The sequence below is a fragment of the Bacteroides sp. OM05-12 genome (assembly GCF_003438995.1).
GTDB lineage: Bacteria > Bacteroidota > Bacteroidia > Bacteroidales > Bacteroidaceae > Bacteroides.
Genome location: NZ_QSUN01000002.1, coordinates 148,820 through 164,147, shown reverse-complemented (window position 1 = coordinate 164,147; position 15,328 = coordinate 148,820). Strand labels below are relative to the sequence as shown.

The following is a 15,328-nucleotide window of genomic DNA, read 5'->3' as shown; positions in this document are numbered from 1 at the left end:
CATTATCAAGCTATTACTAATTAATAATCTATTTCGATTTTGTCAATAGCCCCGTCTTACGCACCGTAATCATACTGCCGGCACTCTTTCCCAATAAATCTCCCGCATCAAAAGCCAAAGACGCTACAAAATCCCAGTTCTTTAACTGATGCGGTTTATAAGTCACTTCCAGCAATCCATTGATATTATCTTTCACCTCACTGAAAGGTTCTTTGTAGCCTCCCCAGTTTTTGGTATAAGAGAATAATACCCGATAACCTAAGTCTGCCATAGGCTGCCCCATAAATCCCACATGATGCCCTTTAATACGATTACTCATAAATCGAATATCTCCATTATTATACAAAGGAGCTACAATCAACGGATTGCCGATACCCATTCCCCAATGCTGCCATCCGGTATAGATATAATGATTATAATACTCATCCACAGCACTGACCTGATCTGGTATTTCCGGAGTCTTATCATGGAATATAGGCCCCGACTGATCCTTTGTTCCTATATATTCATAAACAAAGCTGCTGATAAAGCGATTTTTCGGGAAAGTAATCTCCACTCCCGCCAAACAGTCTTTCCATCCGTATTCGCCCCACATTTGAGAAGCATCCTCAAAAAAATGTTCATAATACACCCGTGCATTCCAATCCTCCAGCTGATAGCCCAACGAGAAGTTCCAGCTACCTACATGATTACCGTAAACATTCGTCTGCTCTCCCATTGGAGTTGAAGAGTCTCCACCGGAAGGTATTAATACCTTGAAAAAGTCTTCAAGCTTATTAGGCATATCTATATATTTCTTTTCTCCCATGTATTCTACATTGAATGCGTTTCCACCAAATTGTGCCTGCATCTCAATCCCACCTTCAAACACTAAAGGAAATTTCTTATAATCTCCCAGCTTAACGAAAAGTGCTTTAGAATGGTAAAGGACATGTTCGGTGTATTTATTCCCCGGAGTCACAAAATCTTCCTGCCAATTATCATCCGTAAACATACCATAAGAAAGGTGTCCTTTTATACGAAACAGCCCTTTTGTTCCGGGGATTAATGTATATTCGGGAATACCGATACGAACCTGAGGGATAGGACGCGCATTGCCGGAGTAGGTCATTCCCCCACTCGTTAACAATTGATTTTTCAGTTCACTTCCATATTCTTTACTACCCACACTCAATCCAAGACAACGATACTTCAAATCGAAATAGGCTTGCTGAACAATAAAACTCGACGTAAAATGATAAGCACCGGCCAAATCTATCCCGAAACCATATGAAAAGTGTTTATCATCTTCCAGCGGACGAAATATACCGGCCCGTAAATAACCGTTATTTTTCTCAATGGAAGATAGGCCCTGTTTATTGGCAGTCAACCATAAAGGGGTATGCTCTCCTCCACTAAAATTTATTCCTGTCTCTACCGAATAATTCATGCCTTTCGTAAATTGGGCCATCAACGGAAAGGAGACTGAAATTGATAGAAGAAATACAAAAAAACGATTCTTTACATGCATATTTTCTTATTTTATAATGTGATATAAAGTCAAAAAGATAATCTTAAAATATTCCTGAGGACACTGATGATTGATATATTTCATATTATATCTTATCTTATCCGGAAGAATTGTTTCAATATAAGCTTTTTCCGGATCTTCCGCCTGCCCCAGGATTACATTCTCATCAACATACTCGATAGAAGCATAATCCGTTATTCCAGGACGAACGGACAATACTTTTCTTTGTTCATCCGTATATAAATCCACATACTTACGCACCTCCGGCCTGGGGCCGACTATACTCATATCACCAATCAAAACATTAAACAACTGCGGCAATTCATCCAGTTTATACTTACGGATAAAAAATCCGGTTCGTGTCACTCTGGGATCACGCCCACCAACGGTAATCAATCCTTTTTTATCCGAGCCGATACGCATCGAACGAAATTTAAATAACTTAAAATCCCTTCCTTCTTTCCCCACTCTTGTCTGACTATATATGCCACCGCCCTTACTCTCAAGACAAATAGCTATATATAATACGACAAACAAAGGTGAAAGCAACGCAATACCAATGAATGAGAATACAACATCAAAAAATCGTATCATGCGCTTTGATTACAGTCTGTATAATAAAATCTACTTTCTCATCGTCCAGCTGCGGATAAATGGGCAGCGATATTTCACACTTATAATTATCATACGCTTGCGGATAATCTTTTATATCATATCCCTGTTCACGGAAGAAAGAAAGCATAGGCATCGGAATAAAATGTACATTTACCGCTACTTCACTCTTTGCTATTTCATCAATCATAGCATCACGTTGTTCCTCCGTACAGTTCTTAACCCTTAACGCATAGATATGATAGGAACTTTCCTTCTCCCCCTGCACCGACGGAGGAACAATAGCCCAATCACATTTGGAGAAAGCATCGGAATAAGAATTGAATATCCGTTTTCTCTCTTTCAACAACTCCGGATATTCACGTATTTGGGCTAAACCAATGGCAGCATTCACATCCGCCATATTTATTTTCATCCCCATACCTACAATATCATATCGCCATCCTCCGGCTTTAGACTTGGAGAAAGCATCCTTTGTCTGGCAATTCAAACTCATCATACGCATTTCAGCATAAAGAGCTTCATTGTCAAACGGTGCAGGAAGATTGAAACAAATAGCTCCTCCCTCTGCTGTAGTTACATTTTTCACCGCATGCAAAGAGAATATGGCAATATCCGTCTCACAACCGGTTCGCATTTTTGTACTATAGCGAGCACCCAATGAATGAGCAGCATCATTCAGCACCAGAATCCGTCCCAATTGTTTCTGAGCCGGAGAAGTAGGCTGAAATAAATCCCTAATCGATTGCTCTTGCACTAACGACATAATACGGTCATAATCACACGGAAATCCGGCTATATCTACCGGTATAATCGCTTTTGTTCTCGGAGTAATAGCTTGCCTGATCGCATCAACAGATATATTGAAGTCTTTACCGGAATCCACCATTACAGGTTTTGCACCTGCATGAAGAACAGCCAAAGCCGTGGCACTGTACGTATAAGCAGGAACAATTACTTCGTCTCCTTCTTTCACTCCCAGCCAACGCAACATCATAATAGCACCTGACGTCCATGAATTTACGCAAAGCACGGATTTAGCTCCTGAGAAGTTTTTAATCTCTTCTTCCAAAGCCTTTACTTTCGGACCGGAAGTAATCCAGCCTGACTTTAACGAATCAACGACTTCGTTGATAACCGCCTCGTCTATATAAGGTGGTGAAAATGGTATTTTCATAAATTCTTCATTTAATTATCTATTCGAATGTACACAAAAAGATTCTCTTTTCAATATTTTATAAATTCCATGCAAATATCCCCATCCATAACTAATATGGATCACCAAAAATATCCACGGAAGAAAAAACAACAAACGCCAATCTTTGTGTTTCAAACTCTCTATTAAAGAAAAGGACAAAGATATCAATAAATAAAGCAATAAAACTACTACATAAATATATCGTACCGATAAAAGAAAAAGACTTAGCAAACCACCAAGAATTAATCCTACCACAAATAAAAGAGGAAAAAACTGACGCAACGTTGCAGGAAAGCCTAGTTTTTTATTAACCAACGGTTTGAAAAGACCATACTGATAAAACATCTTAGATACTTTATAAATACTGTCGCGCGCATAATAATCTATTACCAAATCCGGTATCAAATAAATTTTCCCTCCATTCTTGATAATACGAGCATTGAATTCATCATCCTGATTTCGAATCAATTCTTCATCAAACTCCCCGATTCTATCAAATATATCTTTTCTGAAACAGCCAAAAGGAACGGTATCCGTTTCGGTTATATCTTTCACTCCGACTTTATGTAATGAATTTCCGATGCCGAATTTATGACTTACTCCTACTGCAATAGCTTTGCATAGAGAAGTATTCTTTGCCGGTAAAGTATTCCACACAGCACCAACATTATCGGCTCCCAACTCATACAAATTCCGAACTAATACAGAGATATAGTTAACCGGATAAGTACAATGACCATCTATACGGATAAGAACATCTCCCTTGGCTTTTCGAATCCCAATGTTTAATGCGGGAGGCACTATTTTATCAGGATTATCCAATAAATGAATAAAAGAATATCTATTTACATAATCCATTATTATAGAACGAGTAAGATCCGAACTCATCCCATCTACCAAAAACACTTCCATATATTCTTTCGGATAATCTTGCCGGATAATTGAATTTATGCAATTAGCGATAAACTTTTCTTCATTATAGACAGGACAAACTACAGAAACAAAATGTGTATTCATCATCCAAATTTTAAATATATAATGCTGAGACTAAGCCTACGCAGCCGGTACCAACAATTGCTATTTCTAATTTTCCCATATTTTTATTATATTCTATCTAATGCATGTCAAGTTAATGCCCTCTGTACTTCTACGTCAATTTATTTCTATTGATAAAAACAGTATTTACAGAAAAAGCTGATTTAGCCTTTTGCAGGAATAGAAAAACCAATAGTATCAGCGGAATTTCTATTATATCCAGATGGAAAAAATAAAATTCAAACCAGCCCATACATAATAAAGAACAAATAAATATGTAGATTGTACTGATCATTATATTTTTTGATAAAATAGACAATATGTTTAATCCATAAGAAATAAAACTCAAAACCAATAAATAAATAACAGCTTGCAATATGGTAGTATTTATAAATAATGTTCCGAAAAACGTTCGTACATTAGTCAAAGCCCATCCCGGATTAAGATAAAGCGGATTTATTGGTGAGACAAAATCATCTCCCGTAAAACTATATGCAATGTTGAAAAACGGTACTAATACATAATCAATAGGACGTTGATCCGGGAAGCCTAATTCCGCATCCATACTTAACCCATAAGTTCCACTGGTAAAATAATGCAAAAAGTGCATTGATATTTCATCTATAAAATCAATATTAAACTGCCCATCTCCCGCAACGACTAAGATTAAAAAGTATGAGAACTGAAAGAAAATAAATCCCACCAACAAAACTTTCAATAACAAAGAAAACTTCAATCTCATTTTCTTTGTATATAATCTTAATGTTATTCCGGCAATACAAGGAATAATAACCCACCCTTTTACCTGATATATCATATTGATTATTAAGAAAACAATAATGTATAGCCAATATATCTTATGCTTTTTATCAACTAAAAAAATCAGCAAGATTAAAAGTGGCATAGTTAATATACGGAGATGTCCCCAAATTCCGGCACAGAACTCTTCGGCAAACTCATCCGATCCAATAATAAACTCTGATGATCCGAACAAAGAATAAAGGCGAAATAAAAATAAAAGAATTAACAATATTATAAATACTTGAGCTACCTTGTCAAATTGAAAAGATACTGCAAAACCTTTTTTCTGTAAACTAAGCAGATTATATTTTTTATTAAATAAAAAACCTAGTACAAAACTCGGTATAAAAAAGACAAGTAGCCCAACATTCCAAAGCAATATAGTAGGATAATAGAACTCAACAAATCCAAACCTTCCAGAGATAAGAATAGTTATGAACAATACTAAAATATAAGGCAATATCAAAAAATTCAAAGGCGTATAAAGTGTCTTCCAGATGCACTTTTCACAATATACAAGCACAGCTGACTCTACAAGGAATGATAATACAATTAATATATTAAAAATAATATCCATCTTATAATCTTTAGCTCATTTGAATCTCTATTCGATATCTTCTATATTATGAGAGATAACATAAGAAAAATATTCTTGAGATACGCCATCCATTATCTTATGATTTTTAGATAATAATTTTATAAAACAAGCTATTTTTTTTATTGAGAATCCTCTTCTTATCAGCAATAAAATGATATACACATAATAAATATTTTTCCATATATAAAATTTCAATGGAGAGAAATGCGCTTTCACATCCATATATCTATCCAAATAATGTATATAAATTTTGGATAAATTATTCACTTTTGCAGTAGAAGCTCCCACTTTATGATAAATCTGAGAAGAAAGCACACAGGCCATCTTAACTCCTCTTTCTTGCATACGTAAAGAAAAATCAAAATCTTCCTCTCCAAAAAAGTATTTTTCAGTAAATAATTTCTCATTCTCAATCAAATCGATTGGAAAGAAAAATGCACATCCCGTTATAAGAGAAATTGGAATGAAATTCTCCTCTTTTATTGATGAAGCTAAATCATCACCATAATAATACTTTCTCAAACCAAAGATCAATTTACCTCCACAATTCCAAATTTTATTCTTATCATAAAAATAACGAATCATCGGAGTCAAAACTTTATATTCTTCATTAGCCTGAATAAAAGTCTCTAGTTGCCAAAGGAAATCAGCTTCAACCTCTGTATCATTATTTAATAATAATAAATAATCCGGAGAATATTTTCTAGCGAGATCTATTGCATAGTTATTTCCTTTAGCAAATCCATAATTTTCCTTCAAACAATAAAGGATACAATCTTTATTTTGCAAATTAACGTCTAATGTTTCACCTTGCCCTAAAATATAATGTTTCTTATCTTCATCTTTTAGCCAAGCAGATAAATGATCTACAGAATCATTAATAGAACCATTATCTACTAAAACAATAAAGAAATCACCTTTTTCTATTTGATACAACGACTTTAAACATGCAATTGTATCCTCCCAACCATTCCAATTAAGTATAATTATGCCTGTCATTTTTCTTCTATTAAAAAACATTTTAACTGTTCCCAAATTTTATCTGCATGAAATTCTTTACTTTTTTCATATGCAAATACTTTCATTTGTTCTAATAAAGAACGATTCATATATAAATATTCAATTTTATCATAGAATTCATTGACATTATTTACATCACAAATATAACCGGTCTTACCATTATCTACATATTCTCTACTATTATTCCAATTGGAAACAATTACTGGAATTCCTGATATATACGCATCTAAAATAGCACCGGGGAAACCTTCCGTCATATATTTTGTCGGTAATATAAGTAAATCATAGGTAGTTAAGGTTTGATATATTTCAGCCGGAGCCAACTCTCCTTTATAGGAAATTATAGAGTTTTCACGAACTTGTTCTTCAAAATATATTTTGTCCTTCTCTGCTATTTGTCCATAGAAATCGATTATGACTTGTCCTTCCATATATTTTTCAGAAAGTTTTCTTGCTAAAAGAAATACAGTATCTATTCCTTTTTCCAACATTATTCGTGACATGAACACAACCCTAAATTGATTTTGATTGGAAGATATCAAAGGTGCAAAACTGTGTATCCTGAAATTAGGGGATATATATACATTTTGTAATGAATAACGTTCTTTCATCTCCTTGTAAACAGAGCTATTCTCTAAAAATATCCCTTTTATATGAGATAACATATAACGATGAATTCTTTTATTCTTTAAATAAGACGATAACCAACCTCCTATTACAATATACAAAATATCAAATCTCTTTACCAGCGATAACACATAAATGAAGGGGAAAATATAAGTTAAGTTATTTTGAGCCGGTAAATAAACCAAGGAATCACAGTTCATTAATAATTTCAACATCCTAAGAAGAGAGCTCTTATTATATTGAAAATCTTGTGTATCAAAATGAGACAATAAAAAATTATCGGAACCATATAGTTCCAATAATTCATATACATTCCTTGTTTTTATTGTTTGACCATCCAGCTGATTATTTTGATAACCAAAATAGCCCAAGACTAATATCCTCCTTTTTTTCTCTTTCATCGACCTATCAAATATAAACTTCTAGTACATAATATAAATAATATCAATTCAGATAAAACCATTGAAATAGCCCCTGCATAAAAAGTCAGGCTATGTACTAAAAATAACATGACCAATATTCCTATAACTCCTGAAATAATCACATTCCTAAAAAAAAGGGATTGTTTATTCAAATTAATAAGTCCCACAATACCCAATACATAATTTAATCCTCCCACCACAATTACCAACGACATAATACGTATTAAAGGGATCGAATCAAAAAAAGACTTTCCCAATAAAATATTACTTAGAAACGGGGCAAAAATTAATACTAAAAGAAAAAGGAAAAATAATAAAACAGCATACGGCCTTATAAAACGATTCAGTTGGCGAACACTGTCTTTCACATCCTTATTCTTCTGAAATTTATACCCTAAATGAGGAAAAAGAGCTTCCGCTACCGGTGAAAGAATACCCTGCAAAGCTTTTATCAATTTCTCTGCTGCCGAATAAATTCCCACAGAAGCATCATTAGCAAATAAACCTAATATAAAAATATTAGAATTACGATATAAATTCATACTTAAGGTTGAACCAAAAACATGAAAGCCATCTCTTAACTGAAACCAAATGTCATTCCATGAAGGAATAAAGAAATTTATTTTAAAAAATCGTTTCACTATTATCGTACTGCAAATACCAGCAGCAACATATCCTAGAGAATTCAAAAGGATTATATACTTATAATCTTCCGGACTTATAATGACAAAGAATATCAAAATTGTAAATACAATTTTAGAAATCACATTTACCAAAGTCAGATAACGCATCTTTTCCATTCCTTGGAATAGCCAAACTGGTATAAATATATCACCTAAAACTATTCCGACCCCCATTTCAAAAACATTAAATTCCTCTTTGGATTTCAACACATAAAAAGAAATCAACGAAAAAAGTATCAATCCTATAAATGTCAACAATAAGCGAGCAGTGATCACTCCAATGTATATCCGACTTACTTCATTTATATTATCTCTATATTGAGAAACTTGTTTCGTTGCAGAGAAATTAAATCCATAGCTGCTCAACAATAATAAATATTGAATTATTACATAGACAAAAGAATATATTCCATATTTCTCCGGTCCTATGACTCTCAACAAATAAGGAAGAGTTACAAGTGGCAATAACAAATTCAGTCCATTCAATATTGACAAAGATAGAAAGCTTTCAATTATAGACCTATTATTTGTAACCTGTTCCTTAAATCGCATATAATAAATAAATTAGATTTTTTGATAAAAAATATCTTTCATAAAAATCCATCCTATTGTTCCAAAGCCTGCCAAAAACATAAAAACGATCAATATAAATATTTTCCTGGGAGAAGCAGCTTTCAAAGAAATAACAGCAGGTTGTACTACAGTATAAACAGGGGTCTGTTCTTGAACTTTCGCTTTTGCTAATTGCAATTGTTGGGCTACTTGTCCATATACCTGATACGCCAATTTAACTTCATTTCCCAATCTTTCTTCTTCAGTTTTAAAACGTTCTAATACCACATTTAAATTTCCATCCATATGCGTAGCATACGCCTGCTGAGCTTTAATATAATTTTGCAATGCTTCTTCATACATTTTTTCTGTAAAGAGCAAATCTTTCCGCGCCTTATTTGTACGATAATTAATTATATATTGCTGCAATTTGTCTTTTACCGTATCAGCCAAAGCCGCAGAAATCAAAGGATCTTGCATATATATTTTAAGCGTTATTACACCTGATTTCTTATCAACTGATGCAATGATACTTTTCTGTATTGATTTTGCTATTTTTGCCTGTTTCAATGTCAAATCAAAATAATCAACATTTGCAGAATCAGCATCTTCCGGATCGTCTTTAAACAAAGACACTACCCATCCCAATGCATCAAAAGGAGCCGATATAACATAACCAAACCAAGGGCTCTTCTGGTGTTCGTCCATATAATCATAGAGCGTAGTTTTTAAGTCTCCTTTTTTTGTCTCAACTTGCACATTAAATAACTCAACCAGAAAAGGGGTCGACTTTAAAATATCAGGATATAATTCCGGGGAAATGGCATCCTCACTTGTCATATTACCTAAATTAATACCTGCCAAGGAAGCCAAAGAACCTAAGCTTCCGCTTAAACCATTTTTCCCAGAAGCTATTTCCGGTGCCAAAGTTACTTTGGTTTCGTATTCTTTCGGAATACTAAAAGCAACGATCACTCCGACAACCGCAGCTATACAGCAGTTTTTAAATACCAGTTTACGCTTTGCCCATATTTTACGGGCTACTTCTATCAAATCAATTTCCTGGACTTGTTTTTTATCTTGTTCTTCGCTCATATCAGTGTATTATTTTATTAATGCAGCTAAAGCGGCTAAAGTAGTTGCTGAAGTAGAAGCCATTCCTATAATTTCGGCAAGTGATGCCTTATTTCCGGCTTTTCTCGGCACGATGATTTCACATCCCGGTTGAATAGCTTTCTTGCTCTTTCCTTTCAGACGGGCTACCGTACCATTCATATAAATGACGTACGCACGACTTTTCTTTGCCCGGTAGGAATAACCTCCCGCCATATTTACGTAATATTTTGTTTTCTGATCCGGATTATAAGCTACTGTATTCGGATGCATAACAGCTCCGCCTATCTTCACCGTATTGTTGTATTCCGGTACAACCAACTTATCTCCTTCACGTAATACTATATCTGCATCACTACCCGGTTTGTCCAATGCTTTTTCCAATTCGATACCAACTGAATAGACATCGCCTAAGTCAAGTGTTTCGGCAGACATTGATTCGTTTCCGGCTTGAGTTCTCGCCATCTTCAATGCTGCTTCCAAACGAACCTTTTCTTCCGGAGTCATCTTACGTTCCAAACGTGCTCCTTTGATATAGGCTTCTTTGGTAAAGCCACCGGCTCTTTCTACCAACTCGCTCAAACGTTGATTCTTCTTTGTCAAGGCATAGGTTCCGCCAAATAAGACTTCTCCTTCTATCGCCACATTCTGCTGTTGCTGATAGCCCGGACTGCGACGCACGTATACTTCATCAAACGGTTCCAGTGCAAAACCTGTTTCACCGTCTACCACGAATCCGTCTTTCAACGAGAAGCTGAAGGTCTGTGCTATTTCATTGGACGGTTTTGTAGCTTTCGGGTCTTTGACACGGCGTGCAACGTCGATACGTACCGTTGATGCCGCTTCTTTCAAACCTCCTGCCTGCAATACCAGATCTTCCAATGTGATGTTATCTGCATAAGGGAATACGCCCGGTTTTGCTACTTCACCGGAGATGGTCAGCGTTCTGCCTTCCTGCATGTCGTGGATGCTCGGGATGAATAACACATCATCTTTACGCAAAGCGATATCCGGAGTAGTGCCGTTCAGCAAACCATTCACATCCAATGAAATCACTTCTAAAGTAAGGTCTTCCTTTCTGCGATGCAATACGGCACGATTCAAGAATGCGTCTCCACGGATGCCTTCCGCTTTCTCTATCAATTCTTTTACAGTGTTGATGCTGCCTCCCATCTGATACATACCGGGACGATATACAGCTCCTTTCACTTCCACCATATTGGCAAAACGGGTCAACACGGAATCTACGAATACAGAGTCGCCATCCATTACCTTGAACAGGTTGAAATCGAACTCTTCTACATTATATATCTGATGTTCACGTCCGCTCTTACGAATCAAACGGATATTTTTTGAATAAGCGTCACCGGTAAATCCACCTGCATACTTCAACAGGGTAGCCACGCTTTCAGAGTTTTTCATTTCATAGAACATCGGGCGTTTCACCTTTCCGGCTACTTTTACCACACTGTCATAAGGTCCTACCACGATTACGTCGCCATCCATCAAGCGGATATTGTCTTTCATCACACCATTTATGATATAATCATATATATCTATGGTAGATACCAGCTTGTTGTCTCTATATACTTTTACCGCACGCAGCGTACCTATATCACTTACTCCTCCCGCCATATACAATGCATGGAATACGGAGGCCAACGAAGACAAGGTATAGGAACCCGGCACTTTTACCTCTCCCATCACATTGACTTGTATGGAACGTATCTGCCCCAGCGTCAGCTTTATCCGGGAAGTATTGTTTACTATACCGGCATATATCTTGCTCAGTTCCGAAGTGGCATAATCATTCGCCTCTTTCACGGTCATCCCGTTCAGATAAAGCGGACCGTAATTTTCTATCTGGATATTTCCATCCGGTGAAATCGTCTCGCAAATAGTGGTTTGCGAACCTCCCCAAATGTCTATCAGCACTTCATCACCCGGACCCAAGCGATAGTTCTCCGGAGTGGCGATATTTAAATTCGGTTCAAACGTAAGTTTCTTATTATTAAACAAGTCGCGTCCGAAAACCTCAGTGGTTCTATCTTTCGGAAACATCATCATGTACATATCCTCATCATACGGATACATACCATCTTCATCCATCGTAGAGAAACCTCCCATGGCAGACATAGAAGACATCCCTCTCATGGTAGACATTCCTCCTCCCATCCCGGATGATTTGCCGGAAGCTTTCAAAGAGCCTTTGCTTTTTTCACCTTTTATCATGCGTTCTTCGGGATCGTCCGTTGTTTCACGCATACGTTCTGGGTTATTCAGCATTCCACTGATCACCCCCTTGGAGGAAGCTCCCTGACTTGATTTTGAATATTTGCTTTGTAAATTCTTCAACTGTTCTACCGTCACACCTTTCTTCATCAAGGCGGACATCATGTCCTGTTGACTCATGCCACTGGCTTGTGCTTCAATCACATACTGCATAATTTGTTCGTCAGACATCCGCTGTGCCATAGAGACCTGAACAAAAGAAAATACAAAAAGTAATAAAATAGATAATTTACGCATATTTTTTAATTATGACCATAAAAATTTATAGAACCGGGCGCAAAGATAATACTTTCCCCCGTATTACTACATACTTTTTCTTCAATTAATAATCGTGTCAATTAGAAAACGAAGGACACAACGGAATATTGCAGCGTCTATTATTGTTTTTTTTCGGGCGAAGAAGTTTAACTCCCAACATACGGTCGATTGATCACGAACATACGGTCCTCCATTCACAAACATACGGTCCTCTATGCACGAACATACGGTCGATCAAACTGCATAATAAGTGAATATTTCAATAATCGTCAATCGAGCATCTATCATTAACAAAGTAATAAGTATAGTTAATCTATCAATCTATTACAATACAAAGCAAAAATATAACGAATTGAAAGTCTATTCATTATTTTAAAGAATTATGATAGCACTAATCTTGTATATACAGACAAAAAGATATATATTTGCAGAAAAATAAGACAAAAAGAAACGAAGACAACAATCATATAAATCAAAATGGCAGCAACCATAAAGTTCACAAAGATGCAGGGAGCCGGCAATGATTATATCTACGTCAATACCCTATCACATAAGTTAAACAATCCGGAAGAGATATCGAGAAGATGGAGCGCTTATCACACCGGGATAGGTTCTGACGGGTTGGTACTCATCGGAAATTCCGACAAAGCGGACTTTAGCATGCGGATTTTCAATGCAGACGGTTCGGAAGCCATGATGTGCGGAAATGCATCGAGATGCATCGGCAAATATATCTATGATAATAAACTGACTGACAAAACCGAGATAACACTCGACACCCTATCGGGCATAAAGGTATTAAGACTTCATATCAAAAATGATAAAGTAGAGAAAGTTACGGTAGATATGGGAACTCCCGAAATAGAATACTCCCAACCGATTACCGTCGGGAATGCCACTTACAAAGGTAGCGTCATTTCGATGGGCAATCCGCATTTGGTTATATTTACCGACGATGTAGAAACACTAGACTTAACACAGATAGGTCCTCTATTGGAGAACCATCCATTATTCCCCAACCGTACAAACGTAGAATTTGCACAGGTGATCGATAACGAAAATATACGGATGCGGGTTTGGGAACGAGGTTCGGGCATCACACAGGCATGTGGCACAGGAGCATGTGCCACAGCCGTAGCCGCCTCATTAACAGGAAGAACCGGACGAGAGGTTGCGGTAAAGATGGACGGAGGTGTTTTGGAAATTCATTGGGATGCCGATACCGGCAGAGTATTCATGACGGGAGACGCCGTCAAAGTATTCGACGGGAAGATCGAGCTGGAAGAATAAATCAGGAAACCAACAAACTTAAAACAATAAATCGTATGGCATTAGTTAATGAGCATTTTTTAAAGTTACCGAACAATTATTTGTTTTCCGACATTGCAAAGAAAGTAAATACGTTTAAAGTTACCCATCCGAGGACGGAAATCATCAGCTTAGGAATCGGGGATGTGACCCAACCACTGCCCAATGCCTGCATCGAAGCAATGCACAAGGCGGTCAATGAATTGGCGGGCAAAGAGACTTTTCACGGTTATGGTCCGGAACAGGGATATTCTTTCCTTGCCGAAGCAATCATAAAGAACGATTTTGCACCAAGAGGCATCCAGTTGGATACAAGCGAGGTATTTATCAATGACGGAGCTAAAAGCGATACGGGAAATATAGGCGACATACTTCGTCACGACAACAGTATCGGAGTTACCGACCCTATCTATCCGGTTTATATCGACTCGAACGTGATGTGCGGACGGGCAGGCGTATTGGAAGACGGACGTTGGAGCAATGTCGTTTACCTACCTTGTCTGGAGGAGAACGACTTCGTGCCGGAAATCCCCGACAGAAGAATCGACATCCTCTACCTTTGCTACCCCAACAACCCGACGGGTACGGTGCTCAGCAAACAGGAGTTAAAGAAATGGGTGAACTACGCTTTGGCAAATGACACCCTTATATTATATGATGCAGCATACGAGGCTTACATACAGAATCCGGATATTCCTCATTCGATCTATGAGATAAAAGGGGCTAAGAAATGCGCGATAGAATTCCGCAGTTTCTCCAAGACAGCCGGATTTACCGGAGTAAGATGCGGATACACAGTAGTACCGAAAGAAGTGACGGCCGCCACGCTGACAGGCGAACGGATTCCTCTTAACCGTTTGTGGAACAGACGTCAGTGCACGAAGTTTAACGGAACATCCTATATCACCCAGAGAGGAGCCGAAGCGGTCTTTTCTCCCGAAGGGAAAGAACAGGTGAAAGAAACAGTCAAATACTATATGACCAATGCCCGAATCATGAAAGAGGGACTTGAGAATATGGGATTGAAAGTATACGGTGGCGAAAATGCCCCTTACTTATGGGTTAAAGCCCCGGGCGGTATGAACTCCTGGAGATTCTTCGAGCAGATGCTCTATGAAGCAAACGTGGTAGGAACACCGGGAGTAGGATTCGGACCAAGCGGAGAAGGATACCTCCGACTGACGGCATTCGGAGAACGCTCCAACTGTCAGGAAGCAATGGTCAGGTTAAAAAGATGGTTGAAAGGATAACAAGAAACATAATAAGAAAGGAGGTTCATGGCGCATAGAAAGAGTTCTG

At 37.2% G+C, this 15,328-nt stretch carries 12 protein-coding genes; 2 read left to right on the top strand and 10 right to left on the bottom strand.

Features of this window, described 5'->3' with window-relative positions; translation table 11 throughout:
* Positions 1–28: 28 nt before the first annotated feature.
* The 10 genes from DXB63_RS02535 to DXB63_RS02490 form a co-directional block, all read right to left on the bottom strand.
* A complete protein-coding gene (locus DXB63_RS02535; RefSeq protein ID WP_233522756.1) occupies positions 29–1,450 on the bottom strand; it encodes a capsule assembly Wzi family protein in 1,422 nt (473 codons plus the stop codon).
* 66 nt (positions 1,451–1,516) lie between these two features.
* On the bottom strand, positions 1,517–2,104 hold the full coding sequence (locus DXB63_RS02530) for a sugar transferase (protein ID WP_122124810.1): 588 nt from the start codon (positions 2,102–2,104) through the stop codon (positions 1,517–1,519).
* The gene (locus tag DXB63_RS02525; RefSeq protein ID WP_122124809.1) at positions 2,088–3,299 is read right to left on the bottom strand and encodes a DegT/DnrJ/EryC1/StrS aminotransferase family protein; all 1,212 of its coding nucleotides are present in this window, start codon (positions 3,297–3,299) and stop codon (positions 2,088–2,090) included. Before DXB63_RS02525 ends, DXB63_RS02530 begins: the two co-directional genes overlap by 17 nt.
* A gap of 15 nt (positions 3,300–3,314) precedes the next feature.
* Positions 3,315–4,340 (bottom strand): glycosyltransferase family 2 protein, encoded by a 1,026-nt coding sequence (locus tag DXB63_RS02520; protein WP_233522742.1) that lies wholly within the window; start codon positions 4,338–4,340, stop codon positions 3,315–3,317.
* Between the two features lie 127 nt (positions 4,341–4,467).
* Positions 4,468–5,733: a DUF6337 family protein gene (locus DXB63_RS02515; RefSeq protein WP_122124808.1), complete on the bottom strand. Its 1,266-nt coding sequence runs from the start codon at positions 5,731–5,733 to the stop codon at positions 4,468–4,470.
* Positions 5,734–5,760: 27 nt separating this feature from the next.
* A complete protein-coding gene (locus tag DXB63_RS02510) occupies positions 5,761–6,753 on the bottom strand; it encodes a glycosyltransferase family 2 protein (protein ID WP_158563617.1) in 993 nt (330 codons plus the stop codon).
* Positions 6,750–7,802 (bottom strand): glycosyltransferase, encoded by a 1,053-nt coding sequence (locus DXB63_RS02505; protein ID WP_122124806.1) that lies wholly within the window; start codon positions 7,800–7,802, stop codon positions 6,750–6,752. Before DXB63_RS02505 ends, DXB63_RS02510 begins: the two co-directional genes overlap by 4 nt.
* Positions 7,799–9,058 (bottom strand): oligosaccharide flippase family protein, encoded by a 1,260-nt coding sequence (locus tag DXB63_RS02500; protein WP_122124805.1) that lies wholly within the window; start codon positions 9,056–9,058, stop codon positions 7,799–7,801. Before DXB63_RS02500 ends, DXB63_RS02505 begins: the two co-directional genes overlap by 4 nt.
* A 12-nt stretch (positions 9,059–9,070) precedes the next feature.
* Positions 9,071–10,153, bottom strand: a complete 1,083-nt coding sequence (locus DXB63_RS02495) for a Wzz/FepE/Etk N-terminal domain-containing protein (RefSeq protein ID WP_122124804.1) — start codon at positions 10,151–10,153, stop codon at positions 9,071–9,073.
* A gap of 9 nt (positions 10,154–10,162) precedes the next feature.
* Positions 10,163–12,700: an SLBB domain-containing protein gene (locus DXB63_RS02490; RefSeq protein ID WP_122124803.1), complete on the bottom strand. Its 2,538-nt coding sequence runs from the start codon at positions 12,698–12,700 to the stop codon at positions 10,163–10,165.
* A gap of 498 nt (positions 12,701–13,198) precedes the next feature.
* Between DXB63_RS02490 and dapF the strand changes: the two genes are divergently transcribed.
* Positions 13,199–14,011, top strand: a complete 813-nt coding sequence (gene dapF, locus DXB63_RS02485; RefSeq protein WP_122124802.1) for a diaminopimelate epimerase — start codon at positions 13,199–13,201, stop codon at positions 14,009–14,011.
* A gap of 35 nt (positions 14,012–14,046) precedes the next feature.
* A complete protein-coding gene (locus DXB63_RS02480; RefSeq protein WP_122124801.1) occupies positions 14,047–15,279 on the top strand; it encodes an LL-diaminopimelate aminotransferase in 1,233 nt (410 codons plus the stop codon).
* Positions 15,280–15,328: the final 49 nt, after the last annotated feature.